Annotated in this window: 20 protein-coding genes and 2 pseudogenes; 11 read left to right on the top strand and 11 right to left on the bottom strand. The window is 46.3% G+C overall.

The window, feature by feature from the left end:
* Positions 1 to 83 precede the first annotated feature (83 nt).
* The 3 genes from thiL to FD975_RS01180 are packed head-to-tail and all read left to right on the top strand — an operon-like array spanning position 84 to position 2,205.
* The gene (thiL, locus tag FD975_RS01190) at positions 84 to 1,106 is read left to right on the top strand and encodes a thiamine-phosphate kinase (protein WP_215302473.1); all 1,023 of its coding nucleotides are present in this window, start codon (positions 84 to 86) and stop codon (positions 1,104 to 1,106) included.
* Positions 1,103 to 1,684, top strand: coding sequence for a phosphatidylglycerophosphatase A (locus FD975_RS01185; RefSeq protein WP_215302472.1), 582 nt, complete (start codon positions 1,103 to 1,105; stop codon positions 1,682 to 1,684). Before thiL ends, FD975_RS01185 begins: the two co-directional genes overlap by 4 nt.
* Positions 1,681 to 2,205 (top strand): CinA family protein, encoded by a 525-nt coding sequence (locus FD975_RS01180; RefSeq protein WP_215302471.1) that lies wholly within the window; start codon positions 1,681 to 1,683, stop codon positions 2,203 to 2,205. Before FD975_RS01185 ends, FD975_RS01180 begins: the two co-directional genes overlap by 4 nt.
* Positions 2,206 to 2,223: 18 nt before the next feature.
* Here FD975_RS01180 and corA read toward each other — a convergent pair whose 3' ends face one another.
* Positions 2,224 to 3,195, bottom strand: a complete 972-nt coding sequence (corA, locus tag FD975_RS01175) for a magnesium/cobalt transporter CorA (protein ID WP_015420400.1) — start codon at positions 3,193 to 3,195, stop codon at positions 2,224 to 2,226.
* Positions 3,196 to 3,269: 74 nt separating this feature from the next.
* Here corA and pyrF point away from each other — a divergent pair, with 74 nt between their 5' ends.
* Positions 3,270 to 4,115 carry an orotidine-5'-phosphate decarboxylase gene (gene pyrF / locus FD975_RS01170; protein WP_215302470.1) on the top strand — a complete coding sequence of 282 codons (846 nt, stop codon included), beginning with the start codon at positions 3,270 to 3,272 and terminating at the stop codon, positions 4,113 to 4,115.
* A 27-nt stretch (positions 4,116 to 4,142) separates the two neighbouring features.
* Here the strand turns inward: pyrF and mtgA are convergent, their stop codons facing one another.
* From mtgA to mpl, 6 genes are read right to left on the bottom strand one after another with little or no spacing between them, the layout of a single operon-like run.
* A complete protein-coding gene (gene mtgA / locus FD975_RS01165) occupies positions 4,143 to 4,883 on the bottom strand; it encodes a monofunctional biosynthetic peptidoglycan transglycosylase (RefSeq protein ID WP_215302469.1) in 741 nt (246 codons plus the stop codon).
* Between the two features lie 17 nt (positions 4,884 to 4,900).
* Positions 4,901 to 5,809, bottom strand: a complete 909-nt coding sequence (aroE, locus tag FD975_RS01160) for a shikimate dehydrogenase (RefSeq protein ID WP_215302468.1) — start codon at positions 5,807 to 5,809, stop codon at positions 4,901 to 4,903.
* A 41-nt stretch (positions 5,810 to 5,850) separates the two neighbouring features.
* Entirely contained in the window at positions 5,851 to 6,711 is an 861-nt protein-coding gene (locus tag FD975_RS01155) for an energy transducer TonB (RefSeq protein WP_215302467.1), read from the bottom strand.
* Entirely contained in the window at positions 6,695 to 8,683 is a 1,989-nt protein-coding gene (locus FD975_RS01150; RefSeq protein ID WP_215302466.1) for a ribonuclease catalytic domain-containing protein, read from the bottom strand. The genes FD975_RS01155 and FD975_RS01150 overlap by 17 nt, the downstream gene beginning before the upstream one ends.
* 2 nt (positions 8,684 to 8,685) lie before the next feature.
* Positions 8,686 to 9,414 (bottom strand): 3-oxoacyl-ACP reductase FabG, encoded by a 729-nt coding sequence (gene fabG, locus FD975_RS01145; protein ID WP_215303722.1) that lies wholly within the window; start codon positions 9,412 to 9,414, stop codon positions 8,686 to 8,688.
* Between the two features lie 5 nt (positions 9,415 to 9,419).
* Positions 9,420 to 10,826, bottom strand: coding sequence for a UDP-N-acetylmuramate:L-alanyl-gamma-D-glutamyl-meso-diaminopimelate ligase (gene mpl / locus FD975_RS01140; RefSeq protein WP_215302465.1), 1,407 nt, complete (start codon positions 10,824 to 10,826; stop codon positions 9,420 to 9,422).
* Positions 10,827 to 10,852: 26 nt separating this feature from the next.
* Between mpl and FD975_RS01135 the strand changes: the two genes are divergently transcribed.
* The 7 genes and pseudogenes from FD975_RS01135 to FD975_RS01110 all read left to right on the top strand — a co-directional run bounded on the left by FD975_RS01135 (position 10,853) and on the right by FD975_RS01110 (position 16,595).
* Positions 10,853 to 11,380, top strand: coding sequence for a TlpA disulfide reductase family protein (locus tag FD975_RS01135; protein ID WP_215302464.1), 528 nt, complete (start codon positions 10,853 to 10,855; stop codon positions 11,378 to 11,380).
* Positions 11,381 to 11,629: 249 nt separating this feature from the next.
* A complete protein-coding gene (aroQ, locus tag FD975_RS01130; RefSeq protein ID WP_215302463.1) occupies positions 11,630 to 12,079 on the top strand; it encodes a type II 3-dehydroquinate dehydratase in 450 nt (149 codons plus the stop codon).
* A 36-nt stretch (positions 12,080 to 12,115) separates the two neighbouring features.
* Entirely contained in the window at positions 12,116 to 12,580 is a 465-nt protein-coding gene (gene accB / locus FD975_RS01125; RefSeq protein WP_215302462.1) for an acetyl-CoA carboxylase biotin carboxyl carrier protein, read from the top strand.
* A 52-nt stretch (positions 12,581 to 12,632) separates the two neighbouring features.
* Positions 12,633 to 13,997, top strand: a complete 1,365-nt coding sequence (gene accC / locus FD975_RS01120) for an acetyl-CoA carboxylase biotin carboxylase subunit (protein ID WP_215302461.1) — start codon at positions 12,633 to 12,635, stop codon at positions 13,995 to 13,997.
* 33 nt (positions 13,998 to 14,030) lie between these two features.
* Positions 14,031 to 14,960 (top strand): annotated as a pseudogene (prmA, locus tag FD975_RS10445) (50S ribosomal protein L11 methyltransferase); the annotation flags it as partial.
* Between the two features lie 45 nt (positions 14,961 to 15,005).
* Positions 15,006 to 15,578, top strand: a complete 573-nt coding sequence (locus FD975_RS10440) for a DUF3426 domain-containing protein (RefSeq protein ID WP_251371436.1) — start codon at positions 15,006 to 15,008, stop codon at positions 15,576 to 15,578.
* Between the two features lie 57 nt (positions 15,579 to 15,635).
* Positions 15,636 to 16,595: a carbohydrate kinase family protein gene (locus tag FD975_RS01110; RefSeq protein ID WP_215302459.1), complete on the top strand. Its 960-nt coding sequence runs from the start codon at positions 15,636 to 15,638 to the stop codon at positions 16,593 to 16,595.
* Positions 16,596 to 16,676: 81 nt separating this feature from the next.
* Here FD975_RS01110 and FD975_RS01105 read toward each other — a convergent pair.
* The 4 genes and pseudogenes from FD975_RS01105 to ampD all read right to left on the bottom strand — a co-directional run.
* Positions 16,677 to 17,056 (bottom strand): annotated as a pseudogene (locus tag FD975_RS01105) (histone); the annotation flags it as partial.
* A gap of 343 nt (positions 17,057 to 17,399) precedes the next feature.
* Positions 17,400 to 18,578 carry a ribonucleotide-diphosphate reductase subunit beta gene (locus FD975_RS01100; RefSeq protein ID WP_215302458.1) on the bottom strand — a complete coding sequence of 393 codons (1,179 nt, stop codon included), beginning with the start codon at positions 18,576 to 18,578 and terminating at the stop codon, positions 17,400 to 17,402.
* Between the two features lie 46 nt (positions 18,579 to 18,624).
* On the bottom strand, positions 18,625 to 21,591 hold the full coding sequence (locus tag FD975_RS01095) for a ribonucleoside-diphosphate reductase subunit alpha (RefSeq protein ID WP_215302457.1): 2,967 nt from the start codon (positions 21,589 to 21,591) through the stop codon (positions 18,625 to 18,627).
* Positions 21,592 to 21,865: 274 nt separating this feature from the next.
* The gene (ampD, locus tag FD975_RS01090; protein ID WP_251371243.1) at positions 21,866 to 22,681 is read right to left on the bottom strand and encodes a 1,6-anhydro-N-acetylmuramyl-L-alanine amidase AmpD; all 816 of its coding nucleotides are present in this window, start codon (positions 22,679 to 22,681) and stop codon (positions 21,866 to 21,868) included.
* Position 22,682 lies beyond the last annotated feature (1 nt).

Raw genomic sequence — 22,682 nt, 5'->3', positions numbered from 1 at the left:
AGTTCACTCATCTATCAGACGTATTCAAGCTTCTAATTCTATTCCTCTCAGATGAAAGAGTCCCAAGAGCCATAAAATGGGGCATGCAATCTCAAATCTCTCGACTTGGCGAATTTGACCTGATTCGGCGTTTCTTTAAAACACAGTCAGAACTCATGCTTGCGAACAATCCCGGCTCGGTGAAATTGGGAATTGGTGATGACTGTGCGCTACTCAAAATCGACCCTACTGAAGAAATTGCTATCACCAGCGACATGCTGGTCTCAGGACGACACTTTTTCCCTGACACCAATCCAGAGTGGCTAGGCTGGAAAGCCCTAGCCGTCAACCTCTCAGACCTAGCAGCCATGGGCGCCAAGCCTTTGGGCTTCACTTTGGCACTAGCCTTACCAGGGCCTGATTCAGCCTGGCTAGAAGCCTTTAGCAAGGGCTTATTTGCTATTGCAAATCAATATAACTGTCCATTGATTGGTGGTGACACCACTGCTGGTCCACTCACGATTTGCATCACCGCCTTTGGCAGCGTCCCAAAAGGCAAAGCCATTTGTAGATCGGGGGCATTAGAAAGCGATGACATTTGGGTTTCAGGAGCTGTAGGTGATGCCCGACTTACTCTTGCTGCACTGCGTCATGAAATTGAATTAGCAAAAGAAGATTTGGAGAAAATTGAAGCACACATGCATCGCCCAACTCCTAGACTGGATTTAGGCATTGCCTTAAGAGGTTTAGCCAATTCTGCTTTGGATGTCTCTGATGGCCTATTGGGCGATCTCAAACACATCCTGGAAGAGTCTGGAAAAAGCGCTGAAATCTTTTTAGACCGGATTCCAAAATCCAGCACGCTTCTCAAGCAATCACATGCCATCCAAAACCAATGTGCTGCAAATGGAGGGGATGATTACGAGCTGTGCTTCACCGCCCCAATTAGCAAACGGGATGTCATTACCCAAATCAGTGCCGACCTCAATCTTCCACTCACACAAATTGGCAACATCAAATCCATGCAACACGCAACAACTGAGATACGCATCATCGATAAGGATTCAAAAGAGTTGGATACTCAAGAAGCCAATTTACTCATGAAGTCCTTTGATCACTTTGCATGAATACTCAAGCCAATACACCCAGTGCTTCCACATTCATTCCCAGTTTTAAGTGGGTGTTTAGCAAACCCAGCCGCGCCCTGGCATTTGGCATGGGCAGCGGTTTAGCGCCTTTTGCACCTGGTACCGCAGGAACCCTGTGGGCCTGGGCCGCATTCTTAGTGGGTGAGTATTTTCTATCTACCGAAGCCTGGCTGTGGACCATTGGCATAGGAATTGCTCTGGGTTGCTGGATCTGCGGACAAGTTAGCGAAGAGTTGGGTAAAAAAGATTTTGGTGGAATTGTCTGGGATGAAGTTGTTGCCTTCTGGCTAGTATTGATTTTCATCATGCCGGCAAGCCTATGGGTGCAAATTGTGGCATTTGCACTCTTCCGATTTTTTGATGCCGTCAAGCCAGGTCCGATTGGAATGATTGATCGTCACTTTAAACATTTAGAAGGTGGAGATAACTCCTCTCCATCAAGTGTTGGCTTAATACTGTGGCGCGGCTTCGGAATTATTGCTGATGATTTGGCTGCAGCATTTTTCACTCTCATCACCCTGACGCTTTTACATATTGGATTGAGCTATATCTTATGAAAAATAATAACGATCCCCAGCATGAACTAGCGAGAGCTGTTGCGCTTACCTTAATAAGCCGAGGTTGGAAAATTGCCTTAGCTGAATCCTGCACCGGTGGCCTGGTCTGCGCTACCCTAACGGATTTAGCCGGTTCCAGCGATTGGCTTGAGCGAGGCTACATCACCTATAGCAATGCCGCAAAATCTGAATGCTTAGACGTTCCAATAGAAACGATTGAATCCTTTGGCGCGGTCAGCGAGCAAGTTGCTAGAGCGATGGCTGAGGGAGCTCTACACAATGCACATGTCAATGCCGCTATCTCTATTACTGGCATTGCTGGACCAACAGGTGGCTCACCAGAAAAACCAGTTGGTACCGTGTGCTTTGGCTGGGCAATTAAAGAGAGTATTGGAAATGATGTCATCAATACCGCCACACTGACTAAACACTTCAAGGGTGATCGTCAAATCATACGTGAACAAGCGCGTGATTTTGCCTTATCTCAATTCTTGGAAATACTAAAACCCAAAAACGCCTAATAAGGCAGCACTACAGAATTAGCGTGAGCTTAGCCAGCCCTTATGGCGGAAGTAGCCCAATGGAATCATCGCAGAGATCACCATAGAAATAATGGCAACTGGATAACCCCAGGTCTGCTCTAGTTCAGGCATGTAGCGGAAGTTCATACCCCATACGCTAGCCAAGAGTGTGGGAGGCATTAAGGCGACGGATACCACCGAGAAGATCTTGATGATCTTACTTTGGTTCAAATTAATAAAACCAACTGTCGCATCCATTAAGAAGTTAATCTTATCGAACAAGAACGCAGTATGGTTTTCTAGTGAATCAATATCTCGCAAAATCTGACGCGCTTCTTCTTGCTGCTCATCAGACAATAATTTGCTACGCATTAAAAAAGATAATGCCCGGCGGGTATCCATCACATTGCGACGAATACGTCCGTTGGTATCCTCTTCCTTAGCAATCGTTTCGAGCACTTCTTCTGCATCGTTATCAGTGATGTCATCTTGCAAAACACGCTTTCCGGCTTGCTCGAGGTTTTCATAAACCTCTTCCAAAGCATCGGCAGAATATTCAGCATCAGTGGAATACAAATCCAGCAAAACGTCTTTTGCATTACTCACTGAACCTGGGCGTAAACGAGCACGCAAACGCACCAAGCGGAAAACTGGTAAATCTTCATCATGAATAGAGAACAAGACTTGCTTGGTCATCACGAAAGCGACTCGCACGTTGCGAGAAGTTTCTTCCTCATCCAACAAGAAGTCGGTACGAATATGAAGATGGCCGTCATCAGCTTCGAAATACCGCGCAGAAGCTTCTAAGTCACCCAAATCATCTAATTCAGGCAAAAGAACGCCAAAAGCCTCTTTAATCCACAGGAGCTCTTCCTCTTCAGGGTCAACCACATCGATCCAGATAGGGTTGGAGTATTGCAACAATTCATTGCGATCTTCCACTTGCTCTTGAGAGAGGCGGCCATTTTGCAGGACGAACAAGTTGATCATGGTGAACTCCTAAGGAATGGTCGCTAGTTTATCCTATAGATCATGACAGTTTCACTAAAATAAGCTCAATTCCAATGAACTCTAGCCCAAATACCTTTAGCCAACAACTCCAGTCCGCATGGGCTTCCCAAGGCAGCATGTTGTGCGTGGGCTTTGATCCAGATCCGAAGCGCTTACCCACTGTACTTCAGGGTAAGCCTGAAGGGATTTTTGAGTTCTGCCGCGAGATCGCTGATGCTACTGCGGATACCGCCTGCTCCTTTAAGCCCCAATTTGCCTACTTCGCTTCGCAAAGAGCTGAAGCCCAACTAGAAAAGCTGACTAGATACCTGAAAGATAAGTACCCCCATATTCCAGTCATCTTGGACTCTAAGCGTGGTGACATCGGCAGCACTGCCGACCACTATGCCTTAGAGGCTTTTGAACGTTATGGTGCAGATGCGGTTACTGTCAATCCCTATATGGGCTTTGACACAATAGAGCCTTATTTAAAACATGCCAGCAAGGGCGTGATTGTTTTATGTCGCACTTCCAATCCGGGGGGGTCAGACCTTCAGTTCTTGAATGTGGCCCCGAATGGTGAACCGCTTTATTTACACGTCGCCAAGCTAGCCGCACAGAAATGGAATACCTCAGGCCAAATCAGTCTCGTGGTTGGCGCAACCTTCCCAGAGGAAATCGCCAAGGTGCGAGCGATTGTGGGCGAGATGCCTTTGCTTATTCCAGGTATTGGTGCTCAAGGTGGCGATATCGATGCTACTGTTCAGGCTGGAAAAATCCCCAACAAACCAGGCATAGGGATGATGATCAACTCCTCCAGAGCAATCTTGTATGCAAGCTCAGGCAATGATTTTGCTGAAGCAGCCAGAAAAGTAGCCATCACTACGAGAGATGCATTAAGAGCGGCAGCCATTAAATAAAAGAAGTCGTGTCGACCTACAGCAGACCTAACGCGTCTTTGGTTTTGGAGTTGGTGCCAGAGCTACTCTATCCATATTTTCCAAAATAAAGTCTTGTCTTGTAGGGAAATGAATATTGGCTTTGCGGCAATACTGCGCTTTGTCGAAACATTTTGGGGCTGGTAATGCAGAGGCTAAGGCTGCCGCCTGTTCGCGATTCAGTAATGCCGGTTTTATTCCATAGTAATGTTGAGAAGCGGCACCAATACCAAAGATGCCCTCGCCCCACTCTACTGAATTTAGATAAATCTCGAACAACCTCTGCTTAGATAGCATAACCTCAAGTAGTCCCGTAATAATCAGCTCTTGCGCTTTGCGAAAATAATTCTGTTCGGAAGAGAGAAAAAGATTCTTCGCTAGTTGCTGTGTGATTGTGGAACCACCACGTAAAGCGGTTTTGGATTTACCACCCTGCTGATTAAGCTGTGAGTTCTTAGTCCAAGCTTTTTTCATATCCTCCACCCGCACACCCGAATGCTGAAAGAAGATGTCATCTTCGCTCACTAAAACAGCACGCTTGAGATTGGCAGAGATTTTGTCGTAAGGAACCCAGCTTGACTGCACAGGGCAAGACCAAGACAGACCGCAAAGGCGCCATCGCTCTGCCCTCTGAAATGCAGTACTGTCTGGGTCCAGCGCTGCCCACAAACCAATCTGAATGACAAAGTACATTTGCATGGCAATAAAACTACCCAGCAAGCATTTCAGAAGGTAAGAAAGCCAGCGCATCGAAGCTCAGCTAAAAACTAGGAAGTACGAAGTTCTGCCAATACGACGCGAGGATTAATCGCATTAGCAAGCGTAGCACCACGCCAAATTAAGAAGGCGTCAGCAGCCTGCTCTACCAGCATGCCCAAGCCATCGCTTACCCGTGCGCCGCGATGTAATGCTTGCTGCATAAAGGCGGTGACCTTGCCGTAGACCATATCGTAGGCGAAAGATTTTGGAGTAAAAATATTACTTGCTGCCCCATCGCTAATCGGCGATGCATCGGATAAGCCTGCTGCAGTAGCGTTAATAATAAGATCAAAAGGAGATGTAGTCCTACCAGCATCCTCAAGATCACTTAATGAGACTGCTTGTAGCGCAACATTAAAGGAGCCAGCTACATCACTAAACAAGTGAACCAGTTCATCGGCCTTAGTATTTGATCGATTGGCAATGATCAACTCTTTGGGAGACTGCTCTAGCAATGGGCCAAGCACTCCGCGAGAAGCGCCGCCCGCCCCCAATAATAGGATTCGAGCTCCTTTAATCTGAATACCCTGCGCCAATAAGTCCCTAACTAAACCAGCGCCATCAGTATTGTCACCAAAAATTTTTCCATCTTCAATGCGTAGAGTATTTACAGCGCCAGCGAGCTGCGCACGAGGTGTTAATGCATCTGCAAGAGCCTGAGCATCTAATTTAAATGGCACAGTGACATTCATACCTTTACCACCAGCGGCAAAGAAGGCTTGCGCAGCGATTTTGAATTCATCAAGTGCAGGCTGCAAACGACCGTAGTGTATTTTTTGATTTGACTGCTCAGCAAACCGCTTATGGATGACGGGTGATTTACTGTGCGAAATTGGATTACCCGCGACCGCATAAACATCCACTCCGGGAAAGTCGGTAGGATTGATTTGCAAATCGGCGGAAGTAGCTTGAATCATAGTGACTACAGGATAAGCGAAATTGAGTGGCGTCTACTGAATTACGGGCGCAGATCTAAGCGATCAGATCCATCTCTTGTGAAATCAAAAGTAGATACCCAGTCCAAGATATCAATCTGATTGCGCATTTCTGTAGAGAAAATTCCAAAGGGGGCAGAAGCACGCACAATTGCTAAGGCCTGACGATCTAACTCGGGATTGCCAGAGCTTCGTCCAATACTCAGACCATCTTTGCCCTGAGCATTATTAGCAATCCGCCCCTGGGCATCGACACTCACCACAATCACCAAACTGCCGTATAGAGGGCGCCCGTTTGCTCGTGGGAAAAATGCACTCCCATAGGCCTCGATTTTTTGACGCATAGCATCGTAATACTGCGCAAATACAACCGTCTTGGTGCTAGCTCCAGTCAAGACCTTGCGTCGGGGTTCGCGGCCATTCGCCTGCAAACGCTTGGCCAGCTCAGCTTCTAAAGAGTTCAACTGGGATACTGCTTTTTGCTCATCTCCACTTTTACGACCACCTGCTAGTGCTCGCTCTGCTTCAAGCTTAGCTAGCATTTGTTTTTGTTGTTTCTCTAAAACCTCTAGGCGAGCATCTGCACCAAGTCTTGCGCGATGAAGCGCACTGGCATCTTGATTAGCAGTATTGCCCCCTCCATGTAAATTCGCTTGCGCCAATTTATTGGCCTCCTTGGGCGCCACTTGATTGCTAGCATTCACCAAAACAACGCTCAGCGGTGTATTTAAACGACGATTTTCTATTTCTCCAATGCCCCAGCGAAAAGATAAAAAGATAAGGTGAGCCAGAATAGAGAGGCCTAGCGCATAAGCAAATGGATAGCGATACCAACCCCCATCTAAGCGCGCCACTAACTGAGCAAACTTAGGTTGGACTTGCATCACTCTCAGGAACTTCTGGTGTCTCAACATGAAGCACTCGTACCCCAGCAGTGAGTTGTAGGAGATCTACGTCAGCAATACTCACTTCGGCTCTGGTCATACGCGGGTAGGTAGCCAATTCTGGGATTGGTAAATGCAGTGGAATAGGTTCAACACGCGACATTCCTTCTTTAAGGTGCCTTACGAATACCTGCTTAGGAACTTCATCCTGAGAAACCCAACGTAAGCACCAATACTTCTCAAGACGGCCTTGGTATTCACCATAGGCTGAATAGCAAGCTTCAAAGTCGGCAGCAATACCCATTAAGGCGGCATCTCGCGGCGGGAATGGCGCTACCATCTTGGCGGTGATGCCATGCTTAGCTATCGCAATTAACTGCCACTGATTCACCAAATCGGAATAGCGACGCAATGGCGATGTACACCAAGCGTAATACTCCAAACCCAGCCCTTCATGAGGACCAGGTGTCGTCTGCATGCGTGTACGCAACGGGCCCCAACCCTTTTGGGTGCGGAACAAACCAGGCACCCCATGATCTGCCAGTAAGCGCCCTGAGGCACTATTGCAATAAATCATCCACTCGGCAACGATGGTATCGAGGATGGAACCGCGCTGACGAGGCGTAATCCCAACTCGCTGCGTACCATCGACTTCTTTGATTTGAAAATGAAAGTCTCTTGCTAAAGCGTTAGGATCCAAAACTCCTAATTGCTCAGCACGCAATCCATTGGCGACGCGCTGCTCTTGACGCCCTGCATGCAATAACTTTGCTGCGGTCCACAACACACTGAGCTCTTGACGATACGCATAGTCAGATGATTCATCAGTCAGACTTTCCTCCGTCACCAAATGCTCTAAATTTTCTAGACGAAGATTTGATCCCATGGGAACCATCTCAGCACGTAATTGCAAAGATTCCTTATCCAGGATTCCAGTCGAATCGATATCCACATAAATCGATAAAGCTGGTCGAGCGGCACCCTCATCCAATGAGAACAGGGCAATCACCGCATCGGGCAACATCGTAATTTTGTCGCCAGGAAAGTACACGGTCGACATACGCGTGCGTGCGACCTTATCCAAAGCATCATCCTTAGCGATCACCAAACCAGGGGCAGCGATATGAATACCAATGCGATGTCCGCCACCCTCAAGTGCAGTAACCGATAAAGCATCATCAATCTCAGTAGTACCCGAATCATCAATCGAGAAAGCAGTCACTTCAGCTAAAGGTAACTCTGAAATGATGACGTCCAATACAGACTGGTCCACTACCAAGCTTGGATCATGTGCAGCACCCTGAGGGAAATGGGCTTTTAAAAACATGCCTTGGTGATATTGCAAGGGTGAATCAATCGCGCCACAGCGGATCATCAATTGGGCAGGAGATTCTCCTGCCTCAGTGCAAGCAGCAATTAATGCTTTGTAAGCTGAGGTATTTTTATCGGGAGAAAACAAGAGTTGATTTGCTTGAGACTTGAGCGTCTCTGGAAACACGCCAGCTACAAGCTCTTTTTGCCACGCAGCCTGCCGCTCTAATTCCTTTTGCTTACGTTCCAAAGCGGCCAGACCAGCTTGCAGCTGTTCTAACGGCGCCCTCTGAAAACGTCCCCGACCTTTGCGACGGAAAAATACCGGCGCACCTTGCAAGGCAATGGCTAGTGCCGTTTGTTGCGGGATACTTGCTTGAGCACCAAAGTACTCTTGTGCAACATCCACTAAACCAAACTCTTCATCAGGTGCACAATCCCATAGGAACTGTAGATCAATTTCTTTAGATAAGGTGTTCGCCTCATCCATTAATGCTTGTGGTTCTGGCTTTTCAAAACGAAGCCAAACTTCTTTAGTCTTTAACTTAATCTTCTTACCGGAAAGACTGGTTGCTTGCCAAGATTCAGCGTCTCCGGCGCCCGAGGTGGACTGGACTGTGGCGACTTTGATGTCACCACCCTCTTCATATAAAAGATGCATGCTTAGAGAGAGATCCCGCCGCTGGCCTCAAGTGCAACGCCATTGACATAACTAGCTTCATCGCTCGCCAAGAATAAATACACGTTCGCCATTTCTTCGGGAGTACCTAGGCGACCCAGCCAGCTGCGTCTTTCAATATCTTTTAGGATGTTTTCTGGCATGGCTTTGACCATCTCAGTCGCAATAAAGCCTGGGCACACTGCATTAACCCGAATACCTTTTGGACCTAATTCACGCGCCCAAGTTTTAGTGAATCCAATCACACCAAACTTCGTTGCTGAATAGTTTGTCTGTCCAAAGTTTCCATAAATACCCACAACACTAGAGGCATTAACGACGGCTCCTTTGCCTGCCTCCAACATGTGCGGTACAACCAATTGTGTGCAATTGAATACACCCTTGAGATTGATATCAATCACCGTATCAAATTGCGCTTCCGTCATTTTGACTAAGCGTGCATCTTGTGTGATGCCAGCATTGTTAATTAAAATATCTATGCGCCCGTGACGCTGCATGATTTGATCAACAGCTGCTTCAATACTTGCACGATCAGTCACGTTCATGACAAAAGCTTCCGAGCCAGGAATGAGATCAACTGCAGCCTTCACTGCATCAGGGTTCACATCCGTGATCATGACTTTTGCACCCTCTTGTGCAAAGCGCTTTGCCGTTGCAAAGCCAATCCCTTTTGCGGCCCCAGTAATGATGGCTACTTTATCTTTTAGTCTCATACTCATTACTTTGCTTTCTCTTGTATTGCGGTCAATATTTTTTGATGCACACCACCAAAACCGCCATTACTCATCACCAAAATGTGATCACCAGGCTTTGCTTCTTTTGCCACTGCATCTACCAACGCACTTAAATCATCAAAGGCCAAGGCACGAGCTTTTTCTTTGACATTTAATGGGGCTAAAACTTCGTTTAAATCCCAACCCAAAGAATCTTTACCAGCGTTAGCACCATAAGCAAAAATCTTATCAGCCGCCTCTAAGCTATTAGGTAGTTGGGCTTTCATGACGCCGAGTTTCATCGTATTAGAACGCGGTTCTAATACTGCCAAAATTCGAGACTGCCCTACGCGACGACGCAAGCCATCTACTGTAGTAATAATTGCAGTTGGGTGATGCGCAAAATCATCGTAGACCGTCACCTCATTTGCTACGCCAATCGTTTCTAAGCGACGTTTCACATTCTTAAACTCAGCAAGAGCACGTGCTGCATCAGTTGGAGCAATGCCAATATGGTTTGCAGAAGCAATCGCTGCCAATGCATTGAGTTGATTATGTCGACCCATGACACCAGAGTCTGGGGCCCAGGTCACCGCTGCAACTTCTTTACCATCCTGCAAAACAACGAAGCCATCTGCCGCTTGAGAAATCAGAGACCAAGCATTGTGTTTATCTTGACCAAACTTTTCAACAGGCGCCCAAGCACCTCGAGTAATCACTCTCTCTAGCGCAGGCTCTTCACCATTCACAACCACAAGACCATTTCCCGGCACCGTACGGACTAAATGATGAAACTGCGTTTCGATTGCAGCCAGGTCAGCAAAAATATCGGCGTGATCAAACTCAAGATTGTTTAATAAAGCGGTGCGCGGACGATAGTGGACAAACTTACTGCGTTTATCAAAAAAGGCGGTGTCGTATTCATCTGCCTCGATCACAAAGTATTTGCTCTCACCCAGACGAGCAGATACCGTGAAATTCAATGGCACTCCGCCAATTAAATAGCCTGGCTTATAGTCATTAAATTCTAAGATCCAGGCCAACATGGCAGAGGTAGTCGTTTTACCGTGAGTGCCAGCAACAGCCAATACATGCCTTTCAAACAATACTTGCTCACCAAGCCACTGGGGTCCAGATGTGTAAGGAAGCCCTTGATTCAGGATGGCCTCCATCAGCGGATTGCCACGAGAAACGACGTTACCGATTACAAATAAATCAGGCATAGTCTCAAACTGTAATAATTGGTCGGGCGAGAATCCCTCAATGAGCTCAATACCCTGAGCCTCAAGTTGCGTGCTCATTGGTGGATAGACGTTGGCATCACAGCCAGTTACGCGATGCCCGGCCTGCCGAGCGATTGCGGCAATGCCGCCCATGAAAGTACCGCAAATGCCCAAGATATGAATATGCATTGGGGAATTTTAGCTAAGGAGTAGCAATGAACCGAAGACAGTGGATTAGCATCGCCGGAATTAGTCTTGTAGCCCTCCTTGCAGGAGTATTGACTTCGCAATGGATTTACAAAACTGGCTTGGCAAGTGACCCAGCTATCAAAGCCTTTTTTGCCAACCCATGGCAAACAGCTGATGGCAAACCAGTTGACACGGCGCAATGGCAAGGAAAAGTACTTGTAGTCAACTTTTGGGCCTCTTGGTGTCCTCCTTGTGTTGAAGAAATGCCCACTTTAGACAAATTACAAGCCGAGTTTAAGACTCAAAATGTCTTATTTGTCGGCATCGGCATCGATTCACCCTCCAATATTCGCCAATTCCTAGAAATGACCCCAGTTTCCTATCCCATTGTGATTGGTGGACTAGAAGGCAGCAATCTATCCAAGCAAATGGGCAACTCTCAGGGCGCCTTACCCTACACCATCATCATCAACAGTCAAGGTAAGTCCACTAGCAGTAAATTAGGGAAGATAAGCGAAGAAGAGCTCAGAAAATCAATTAAATCCGCTTTATAAGGTTTTTTAATTACTGTTACCAAATAAGATTCGGGCAGGAATTAGGCATTTTCTATTCATATTTTTCAATATTTGCTCTTAAAATCACCAAAAATAGCTCATTTTTGCCCTATTTTTTGAACTGATCATCGAGCTCTAGGGGTATACTTTGCCTGTGCTACATGAGGGGGATTCTTCATGAAGTAAGCAGTTTTAGAGAAAAGCTGTATTTACGTAATTAAACCTAACTGCCTCTAAAAATATCGATCTATGTCGAAAAATACTTCAATTCTTGTTATTCAAGGCCCCAATCTCAACTTATTGGGCACCCGTGAGCCAGAGGTTTATGGCAAAACTACTCTAGAAGATATTCATACGAAGCTTGGCACAATCGCCAAGTCCCACTCAGTCGATTTAACAACCTTCCAAAGCAATCACGAAGGCGAGCTCATTGACCGAGTTCAAAAAGCCAAACAAGATGGGGTGGATTTCATCATCATTAATCCAGGCGCCTTTACCCATACTAGCGTTGCCTTACGTGATGCCTTGGCTGGAGTAGCCATCCCATTCACAGAAGTACACCTGTCCAATATTCACCAGCGTGAAGAATTCCGCAAACATTCCTATCTATCGGATATCGCCACTGGCGTGATCTGCGGACTAGGGGCAATTGGATACGAATTGGCCTTGCAAGCAGCAATCGTACGTTTACAAAAATAAAGATTAATTAAGAATTACAAGAGAGGAAGTCCTTCCATGGATCTGAGAAAACTGAAAACCCTAATCGACCTTGTTTCTGAATCAGGAATTTCTGAACTAGAAGTGAATGAAGGTGAAGATCGTGTTCGCATTGTGAATGCCGGATCTCCAGCTCCAGCCGGTCAAGTGGTTTACGCCAATCCAGCCCCAGCTCAGGTAATGCAAGCTGCTCCTGCCGCAGCGCCAGCAGTTACTGCATTGACTGCCGAAGAAGCGCCTGCTGAAACTGGTTTTGTAGCTCGCTCACCAATGGTAGGAACCTTCTATCGCGCACCAAATCCTGAGTCTCCTGACTTTGTCAAAGTTGGCGATACAGTCAAAGTAGGGCAAACGCTGTGCATCATTGAAGCGATGAAACTACTCAATGAGATCGAATCCGAGCAAGCCGGTGTTATCAAGCAAATTCTGTGTGAGAACGGCCAAGGTGTTGAGTTTGACCAGCCTCTGTTCATCATCGCTTAATAGATCTCTTTTAGATCTATTCCAATCCACCGTTACTTAACTCAGAGCCGACATGTTCGATAAGATTCTGATTGCCAATCGCGGAGAAATTGCTCTCCGTATCCAACGCGCATGCCGCGAGTTGGGAATTAAAACTGTGGTGGTCTACTCAACCGCAGATAAAGAAGCTAAATACGTGAAGCTTGCAGATGAAGCAGTCTGCATTGGACCGGCCCCGTCACCGCTGAGCTACCTCAATATGCCTGCCATCATTTCAGCAGCCGAAGTGACAGATGCTGAAGCGATTCACCCTGGCTACGGCTTTCTGTCTGAGAATGCTGACTTTGCTGAGCGCGTTGAAAAATCCGGTTTTGCATTTATTGGCCCAACTGCCGCTTCAATTCGCCTCATGGGCGATAAGGTTTCAGCTAAGCGCGCCATGATCAAAGCAGGCGTTCCTTGCGTTCCTGGATCAGAAGGCGCATTGCCAGACAATCCAAAAGAAATTATTACTACGGCAAAACGTGTTGGCTATCCAGTCATCATTAAAGCCGCTGGCGGTGGTGGTGGCCGCGGTATGCGCGTAGTACATACCGAAGCCGCTCTTCTGAATGCGGTCAATATGACCAAAGAAGAGGCTGGCCGTGCTTTTGGCAACCCAGAAGTCTATATGGAGAAGTTTTTAGAAAAACCTCGCCACGTAGAGATTCAGATTTTGGCTGATACCCATGGAAATGCCATTTGGTTAGGTGAGCGTGATTGCTCGATGCAACGTCGCCATCAAAAAGTCATTGAAGAAGCTCCAGCACCTGGCATTGATCGCCGCTTAATTGCTAAGATTGGCGAACGCTGTGCAGAAGCTTGTAGAAAAATTGGTTATCGCGGTGCTGGTACTTTTGAATTCTTGTATGAAGACGGTGAATTCTTCTTTATCGAGATGAATACCCGTGTTCAAGTTGAGCATCCAGTTACTGAAATGATTACTGGCGTCGATATCGTCCAAGAGCAAATTCGCATCGCTGCTGGCTTAAAACTCAGCTATCGCCAGAAAGATATCGTTTTCCGTGGTCACGCTATCGAATGCCGTCTCAATGCGGAAGATCCATTCAAGTTCACACCAAGCCCAGGCAAAATTGGTTCATTCCATATGCCAGGTGGTCCTGGCATTCGTGTCGACTCACATGCCTACAGTGGCTATGTAGTGCCATCCAATTACGATTCGATGATTGGTAAATTGATTTCTTACGGCAATACTCGCGAACAAGCGATTCGTCGTATGCAGATTGCGCTTTCTGAGATGGTGATTGATGGGATTACGACTAATGTGCCACTCCATCGCGAACTCATGCTCGATCCAAACTTTATAGAGGGCGGAACCAGCATTCACTATCTGGAGCACCGCCTAGAAGAGCAAGCCGCTAGTCGCGGCAAGCCATAAGCCGCCGTTAAGTGATGTTGATGTGGAGTAAGCATGTCTTATCGTGAACTTGTTTTCACGGTACCTGCAGAAATTGCTGAACCTTTGGGTGATGCATTGCTGGAAGTGGGTGCACTCTCTGTCACCGTTGAAGACGATGCTGCGGGTGGCTATGATGAAAACCCGCTTTATGGAGAACCAGGACTCTCACCAGAGGTTCAAGCCTGGGATCGCTCTTCAGTCACCGCGCTGTTTAATCCTGAGTTAGACGACTCAGGAGCGGTGAATTTCATTCCTGAGCTCCTTGCATCCCTCAAGGAAGCGGGATTCAATCTTCCCACTCCTGAACAAAAGATTGTTGAGGAGCAGGACTGGGTCCGCTTAACCCAGAGCCAATTTACCCCAATTCAGATTGGCGAGCGTATTTGGGTAGTACCTTCCTGGCATGTTGCGCCTACTGACCCGAATGCAATTTGCTTAGCGGTAGATCCAGGCCTAGCATTTGGCACTGGCAGTCACCCAACAACCCATCTCTGCCTTCTTTGGTTGGAACAAAATACACAACTACATAACCAAAGTCTCTTGGATTACGGTTGCGGATCTGGAATTCTGGCAATCGCTGCTGCAAAACTGGGCTGCAATCCCGTTGTTGGAACCGACATTGATCCACAAGCCATGGTTGCGGCACGTAGCAATGCAGAAATCAACAATACGGTGATTCGTTTTGTTCTGCCCAATGAAAATGCGCCAGAACTTGCTGCAGAAACTAAATACGATATCGTCATGGCTAATATTTTGGCCAATCCGCTACAAGTTTTAGCCCCAGCCTTGGTAAATAAAATGCGTCCGGGTGGAAAAATTGTGTTGTCTGGGGTGCTAGCTCGTCAAGCAGAAGAAGTCATAGCCACCTATAGCCAATGGTTAAACCTTTCCGTCTGGAAAGAAAGTGAAGGTTGGGTCTGTTTGCACGGCACCCTTCCTGAAAAGGGCAATACAGAAAATTTGACCAGCAAAAACACAGATGCCTCTGTGCCGGCTCAAAAAAAAAGTCTTAAGTTAATTCTTCTCAGCCTATTTTTAATCTTGCTCATTGTTTTTGGTGAGCATCTTTCTAGAAATTCTTTGTTGCCGGCATTAGCAACACGTGTCGATGGCAGCTCTTCTCCGATAGCAAGCAGTGCTTTTTCTCTTTTACAGAAGTTGGACGAACAATTGTGCCGCGCACTAAGGTGCGTAAATCGCTCTGTAAGCGATTTTGCTGCATGGAAAATAACTTCTGTCACTCTTTCGCCTGAAAACGCGCGAGAGGGCCTTAAAAACGATTTAAATCAATTTGTAATGCAAGTTCAGTTGCAAAATCGTCTCGCATTATCAGTTTTATTTCCAAATTTAGAAATTACACTCACAGATGCAGAGGAATCCGAGATTAAATCGATTCAATTTACACCGCAAGAATGGTTACCAAGCGCTTGGCAAGAATCACATACTGATTTTTTAAACCAAGGTGCGCCTTCTGGTGAAATTTTTTCTTCTGAACTCCCAATTTCTCTTCCACAAAATGCTGCAGGCTATCGCGTTAGAATTTTTTACCCTGAAAAGTAGGCTCCAGATTCCACTTCACACTCATTTCAATTGATTTTTATTAGAAAGTAATTATTTATGGCCAGCTTGATCTGCGGTTCCATCGCTTACGACACCATCATGAACTTTGAAGGCAAATTTGCCGATCAAATCCTGCCTGAGCAAATTCACATCCTTAACGTTGCATTCTTGGTCCCTACAATGCGCCGTGAATTTGGTGGTTGTGCAGGCAATATTGCCTATAACCTCAGTCTTCTCGGTGGCGACCCAATCATTATGGCAACAGTAGGTGGTGATGCCGCCCCTTACTTTGATCGCCTTACGCAACTAAAGATTGATGCGACACATATTCGGCAGATTGAGCAGGCATTTACTGCCCAAGCCATGATCACAACTGATCAAGCTAATAATCAAATTACTGCTTTTCATCCCGGTGCAATGGGCGAATCCCATCTAAACCAAGTTTCTGCAGTAGTGGCAGAGCGCAAAAAGAATACTAAAGACGCAGCAAAGTTCGGCATTGTCGCCCCAGACGGTCGTCAAGGAATGTGGGAACACTGCCATCAATTAGCTGAAGCAGGTATCCCATTTGTATTCGATCCAGGCCAGGGTTTGCCAATGTTCAATGGTCCAGAACTATTAGAGCTGGTGGATATTGCGAGTTTTCTCGCTGTAAATGACTATGAGGGCGAAATGCTTTCTCAAAGGACAGGTTTGAGTCTGGCCAAAGTAGCCGAAAGGGTGAAAGCATTAATCGTGACCAAGGGTGCCGAAGGTGCAGATATTTACTTTGAAGGTAAGTGCATCGCAATTCCGCCAGTACCTGCAGCAAAAGTAGTTGATCCAACCGGTTGCGGTGATGCATTCCGAGGTGGATTGCTATTTGGATTGGAAAATGGCATGGATTGGGAAACTACTGGCCGCTTAGCCAGTTTGATGGGCTCAATCAAAATTACCCATCAGGGACCACAAAATCACCAAATGAGCAAAGATGAAATCGCCGCTCAGTTCAAATCCGCGTTCGGATTTACCTTCTAGATAAAAATCTTCTCAAAAGAGCTAATAAAAAAGGGATCTCGTGAGAGATCCCTTTGAACTTCACCCGCCTACAAGCAGAGCTTATGGGCGCGTGCCAGTTGGGAAGGGCCAAGCAGCAGCTGGATTCAACGCAGTTGAAGTAGCAGCTTTGTTAGCCACGGGCTTTTTTGCAGCCTTGCCCGCTTTCTTCGCAGCAGGCTTACTTACTTTTTTTTTGCTACTTTACGTGCTACTTTTTTAGCAGCAGCTTTTTTAGCAGCAGGCTTCTTCTTAGCTACTTTTTTAGCAGCAGGCTTCTTAGCAGCAGCTTTTTTAGCAGCAGGACGCTTCTTAGCAGCTACTTTTTTAGCAGCAGGCTTTTTAGCAGCAGCTTTTTTAGCAGCAGGACGCTTCTTAGCAGCTACTTTTTTAGCAGCAGGCTTTTTAGCAGCAGGTTTCTTTGCAGCAACTTTTTTCTTGGCGATTGCCATAGTAATGCTCCTTCACGTGAGGATTAGTACAAACTACCGATTAAGAAGACCCGACCAATTCATTTCCGCTTGGTTTTGCAACCGATTGGAGCCGACGAGCGAGCCATTCATCGGCGCGCGGCTTGATGCTAAGTGCTGCACGCTAATGAATCCTGGAAAAAAAGCCGTGGCCCCAAAGGACAACGGCTTCTTAAATTTGCTGGAAAAAATAGGGAGAGTAGACCAGACACCCTTGGACAAGGGTTTTCGGATTTGAGTCTGGTTTTGCTGACTTTTAAAACTATCCAACCGTCTAATCTCCTATTTAGCCGGCTATGCGCTTTCTACCTGACTACTATTCCCAACTTAGCGCACCGCCAGTTTGATACTCAATAACGCGTGTCTCAAAAAAGTTTCTCTCTTTTTTCAGATCAATCATTTCTGACATCCATGGGAATGGATTCTCTTCATTTGGGAACATTGCGTCAAGTCCTATTTGCAAACATCTGCGATTACAGATGTATCTTAGGTAACCTTTGAACATCGGCGCGTTCAATCCGAGCACTCCGCGAGGCATCGTATCCTCTGCATAACGGTACTCTAATTCCACTGCTTTTTCGAAGATAGATTTGATCTCATCTTTGAACGCAGAAGTCCATAACTGCGGGTTCTCCAGCTTGATTTGATTAATTAAATCAATACCAAAATTGCAGTGCATAGACTCGTCACGAAGGATGTATTGATACTGCTCAGCAGCACCCGTCATTTTGTTTTGACGACCCATCGCAAGTATTTGCGTAAAACCAACATAAAAGAACAAACCTTCCATCACGCATGCAAAAACAATGAGTGATCGCAGCAAAGTTTGGTCGGTTTCTAATGTTCCAGTTTTGAAATTTGGGTTAGTTAATACGTCAATGTAAGGAATCAAGAACTCATCTTTAGCGCGAATGGACTCAATCTCGTTGTACGCATTAAAGATTTCGCTCTGGTCTAAACCTAAAGATTCCACAATATATTGATAGGCATGAGTATGAATTGCCTCCTCAAACGCTTGACGCAATAGATATTGACGGCATTCTGGGGCAGTGATGTGGCGATAAGTACCCAAAACAATATTATTTGCCGCCAGAGAATCTGCTGTCGTGAAGAAACCAAGATTGCGCTTGATAATGCGACGCTCATCTTCAGTTAAGCCATTAGGATCCTTCCAAAGCGCGATATCGCGATTCATATTAATCTCTTGCGGCATCCAATGGTTTGCACAACCAGCAAGATATTTCTCCCAAGCCCACTTATATTTAAACGGAACCAGCTGATTTACGTCAGTCTTTGCATTAATTACACGCTTATCAGCAGCATTGACACGTAAAGCTGCGCCACCGCCTAATGAAGCGGCTTGTGTAGGCGCGGCGACTTGAGGCGCAATTGCGACTTCGTCTGCTTGTGGGCGCTGTGGTTCTGCCACAACTGGTTGCTGTGCGAGACCTGCTCTTGCTAGTGCCGGCGCAACTTCTTCTTCCCAATTCAACATAACAATCTCCTAAATTCTTTTCTTTTATAGATCAGCAATCAAATGCTTACTGACAAGCTTCACATTCTTCAAATCCAGCATCGCCCGGGCGCATTGTGCATGCTGGGCCATCCAATTCTTGCGCTGCTGATGCATCTGTACCATTCACACCACCACCGCTGGAAACTGCATTTAACTGACCACTTGAAACAGTAGACTTCTCAACGTGAGTTGCAGCCATTGTGCGGAGGTAATACGTAGTTTTTAGACCACGCAACCAAGCCAGCTTGTAAGTGTCATCTAATTTCTTACCTGATGCACCGCCCATGTAGATATTGAGTGACTGCGCTTGGTCAATCCACTTCTGACGACGTGAAGCTGCCTCAACCAACCAGCTTGGCTCTACCTCAAATGCAGTGGCATACAAGTCACGTAAATCTTGTGGAACACGATCAATCTTAGACAAAGTACCGTCAAAGTACTTCAAATCGGCAATCATCACTTCATCCCAAAGGCCGCGATCCTTCAAATCACGCACCAAATACTCATTTACTACAGTGAACTCGCCCGAAAGGTTAGATTTCACGAACAAGTTCTGGAATGTAGGCTCAATACAGGCTGAAACGCCAATGATGTTGGAAATCGTTGCTGTCGGTGCAATTGCTACACAGTTGGAGTTGCGCATACCGTGCTGCTTGATGCGGGCACGCAAACCATCCCAGTTCATCGTAGATGAGCTATCGACTTCAAGGTAACCGCCACGCTCTGCTGCCAACAAAGCTACTGAGTCTTGCGGAAGAATGCCGCGATCCCACAAAGATCCTTTGTAAGTGCTGTAAACGCCACGCTCTTCAGCTAACTCATTGGATGCTTGATAGGCGTAGTAGCACACTGCCTCCATAGAGGAATCAGCAAATTTCACCGCTTCATCGCTAGCATAAGGAATGCGTTGCATATGCAAGCAATCCTGGAAGCCCATGATGCCCATACCAACAGGACGATGCTTCAAGTTGGAGTTACGGGCTTTAGCAACAGCGTAATAGTTGATATCAATGACGTTATCCAACATGCGCATTGCAGTACGAATTGTTTTCTGGAGCTTCTCGTGATCCAAAATCATCTTGCCAGATGCATCGGTAGTCATATGGGCTGTTAAGTTCACTGAACCCAAGTTACACACAGCAATCTCGCTTTCGTTTGTGTTCAGAGTAATCTCAGTACACAAATTAGAAGAGTGGACCACACCAATATGCTGTTGTGGGCTACGAATATTGCAGGGATCTTTAAATGTAATCCATGGGTGACCAGTTTCAAACAGCATGCCCAACATCTTGCGCCATAATTGCTGCGCAGGAATGCGGCGGAATGGTTTCAATTCACCAGCATCCGCTTTTTTCTCATAGGCAACATAGGCCTCTTCAAAAGCCTTGCCATATTTATCATGCAAGTCAGGCGTATTTGAAGGCGAGAACAGTGTCCACTCACCACCCTCCATTACACGCTTCATGAACAAGTCTGGAATCCAGTTAGACGTATTCATATCATGCGTACGGCGACGGTCATCACCGGTGTTCTTACGCAACTCGAGGAACTCTTCAATATCTAAGTGCCATGTCTCTAGGTAAGCACAAACTGCACCCTTACGCTTACCACCTTGGTTCACCGCAACTGCTGTGTCGTTCACCACTTTTAAGAATGGCACCACACCTTGTGACTTACCGTTAGTGCCTTTGATATGACTTCCCAAGGCGCGCACGTTTGTCCAGTCATTACCTAAACCGCCAGCAAACTTAGACAAGAGTGCATTTTCTTTCAATGCTTCATAGATGCCGTCCAAATCATCATCCACCGTTGTCAAGTAGCAGCTTGATAACTGAGGACGTGTTGTCGCTGAGTTAAACAATGTTGGCGTACTGGACATGAAATCAAATGTAGAGAGAATTTCATAGAACTCGATTGCACGACGCTCGCGATCCAACTCATTCAAAGACAAGCCCATTGCAACGCGCATGAAGAAAGCCTGTGGCATCTCAATACGACGGTCTTCAATATGCAAGAAATAGCGGTCATACAAAGTCTGCAAACCAAGGTAATTGAACTGCAAGTCACGACTTGCATTCAAGGCAGCCGCTAATCTTGGTAGATCAAACTCGCGCATGCGTGGATCTAAGAGTTCAGCAGAAATACCTTCATTGATGTACTTAGCAAAGTAGGTGGCGTACTCAGCCTGCATATCGCCTTGCAGTACTTCGCGACCTAAAATTTCTTTACGAATCACGTGCATTAAGATGCGTGCAGTGACTTGACTGTATGCAGGATCTTTTTCAATCAAAGTGCGTGACGCCAAAATCGCTGAGTCATACACCTGTGCCATCGGCACACCATCGTACAAATTCTTGATAGTTTCAGTAATGATTGGGCTTGCATCAATATTATTACCAAGCCCTTCACATGCTGCCTCAATAATGGTGCGCAAAGCAGCCATATCTAGCCACTTCTCTACCCCATCGTCCGTAACCTTCAGGCCAGATTCACCAGCTTGAGTAGCAGCCTGCGTTTCTTGTGCGATACCCTGTTGTGTTGCACGCTCTTGATTGCGCTTCTCACGGTAGAGCACATACGCACGGGCAACATTGTGTTCACCGCTGCGCATCAACGCCAACTCAACCTGATCTTGAATATCTTCAATATGGAATGTGCCGCCATTCGGACGACTACGCAACAAGGCACGCACTACTGAGTGAGTTAATTGCTCTACTTGCTCACGAACACGTGCAGATGCTGCGCCCTGACCCCCATTAACCGCCAGAAAAGCTTTAGTCACCGCAATCGCAATCTTTGATGGCTCAAATGCCACTACTGAGCCATTTCGGCGAATGATTTTGTAGTCAGACAATTGAGTAGCTTGACCACCGCCAACTCCGCCAGCTACAAAGCCAGCAGACGGGGTTTGATTCATGGATTCCGAAGGGTGCATCCCTGGATTATTTGTGCCGGCAGTCTGTCCTGCTGTCTGGGGGTTAGCGTATGTCATATTTTTCCTACTTATATATAGTTATTTGGACAAAAAATCGTTAAAAAACAATAGGGTATTGCCGAATTCAAACACTACATCTAGTGTCTCGAAGTGCATTTGACACTAAGTATAGGGAAATATTTGGAATTTGGTAAGATATTTCTGACGAATATTTATAAGTATTTTTCCTAGGCATCCCAGGAATTTAAGGGCTATTTTGGTGCAAAATTAGCAGTCCTTTTTAACTAAAGGGCAATAAAGTGAGCATGTGCTCACATACTACTTAGGAGCTCTAGCGAGGGTCCAAACCAAAGGGTATTTTTTTAGCTGAAATGCCGGTTTTGGCTTGGAACTTTTGCCAACTAAATTGAATACCAGGGTCTGTTTTTCTGCCGGGGGCAATATCGCTATGGCCAGCAAATTGCAGATTAGGGTAGGCAGAACTTAGTTGAGCGCTTAATTTAGCCAGGATGGAATACTGAATATCTTCAAAAGGATGTTCATCATCACCCTCCAACTCAATTCCAATAGAGAAATCATTGCACTTCTCGCGACCTAAAAAAGATGAAACACCGGCGTGCCAGGCTTTCTTCTGAGTAGAGACAAACTGATAGACCTCACCATTACGTGCAATCAGAAAATGGCTCGACACCTTTTGATCAGCAATTTCTTCAAAATAAGGGTGAAGCGATGAATCAAGCCTATTTTGGAAAAAATCCACAATGAATTGCGTTGAGTTTCGATCTGCAAAACCGCCGGGCGGAAGACTGATGTGATGAATCACCACTAAATCAGGAGCGACACCTTCTGGCCGAATATCCTGATTTGGTGAAATTCGCCAAGCGGCATAACCCAGCCAACCCTGATCGTCTAGGCTATCAAGATGTTCTTGAGAACAATAGTAACGATCCTCTTGCCTAATCGCCTCGGGCCTTGGAAGGTGAACTGAACAATGGCGGCACTGGACAATCACTTCTGGCTCAACAACTTTGTTTCGCTCAGCCTTTATCCTGGCAGCCTCATCGCTATTGAGCTTTGTTTGTTTTTTTCCTTTTATCCAAAGGTACAAAGCGCCTGCGCCAGCAATTAGTAAAAGCCACTTAATCAAA

Source organism: Polynucleobacter sp. AP-Jannik-300A-C4 (assembly GCF_018688335.1).
In the GTDB taxonomy this organism is placed as follows: Bacteria; Pseudomonadota; Gammaproteobacteria; order Burkholderiales; family Burkholderiaceae; genus Polynucleobacter.
This window is presented reverse-complemented; position numbering and strand designations above follow the sequence as displayed.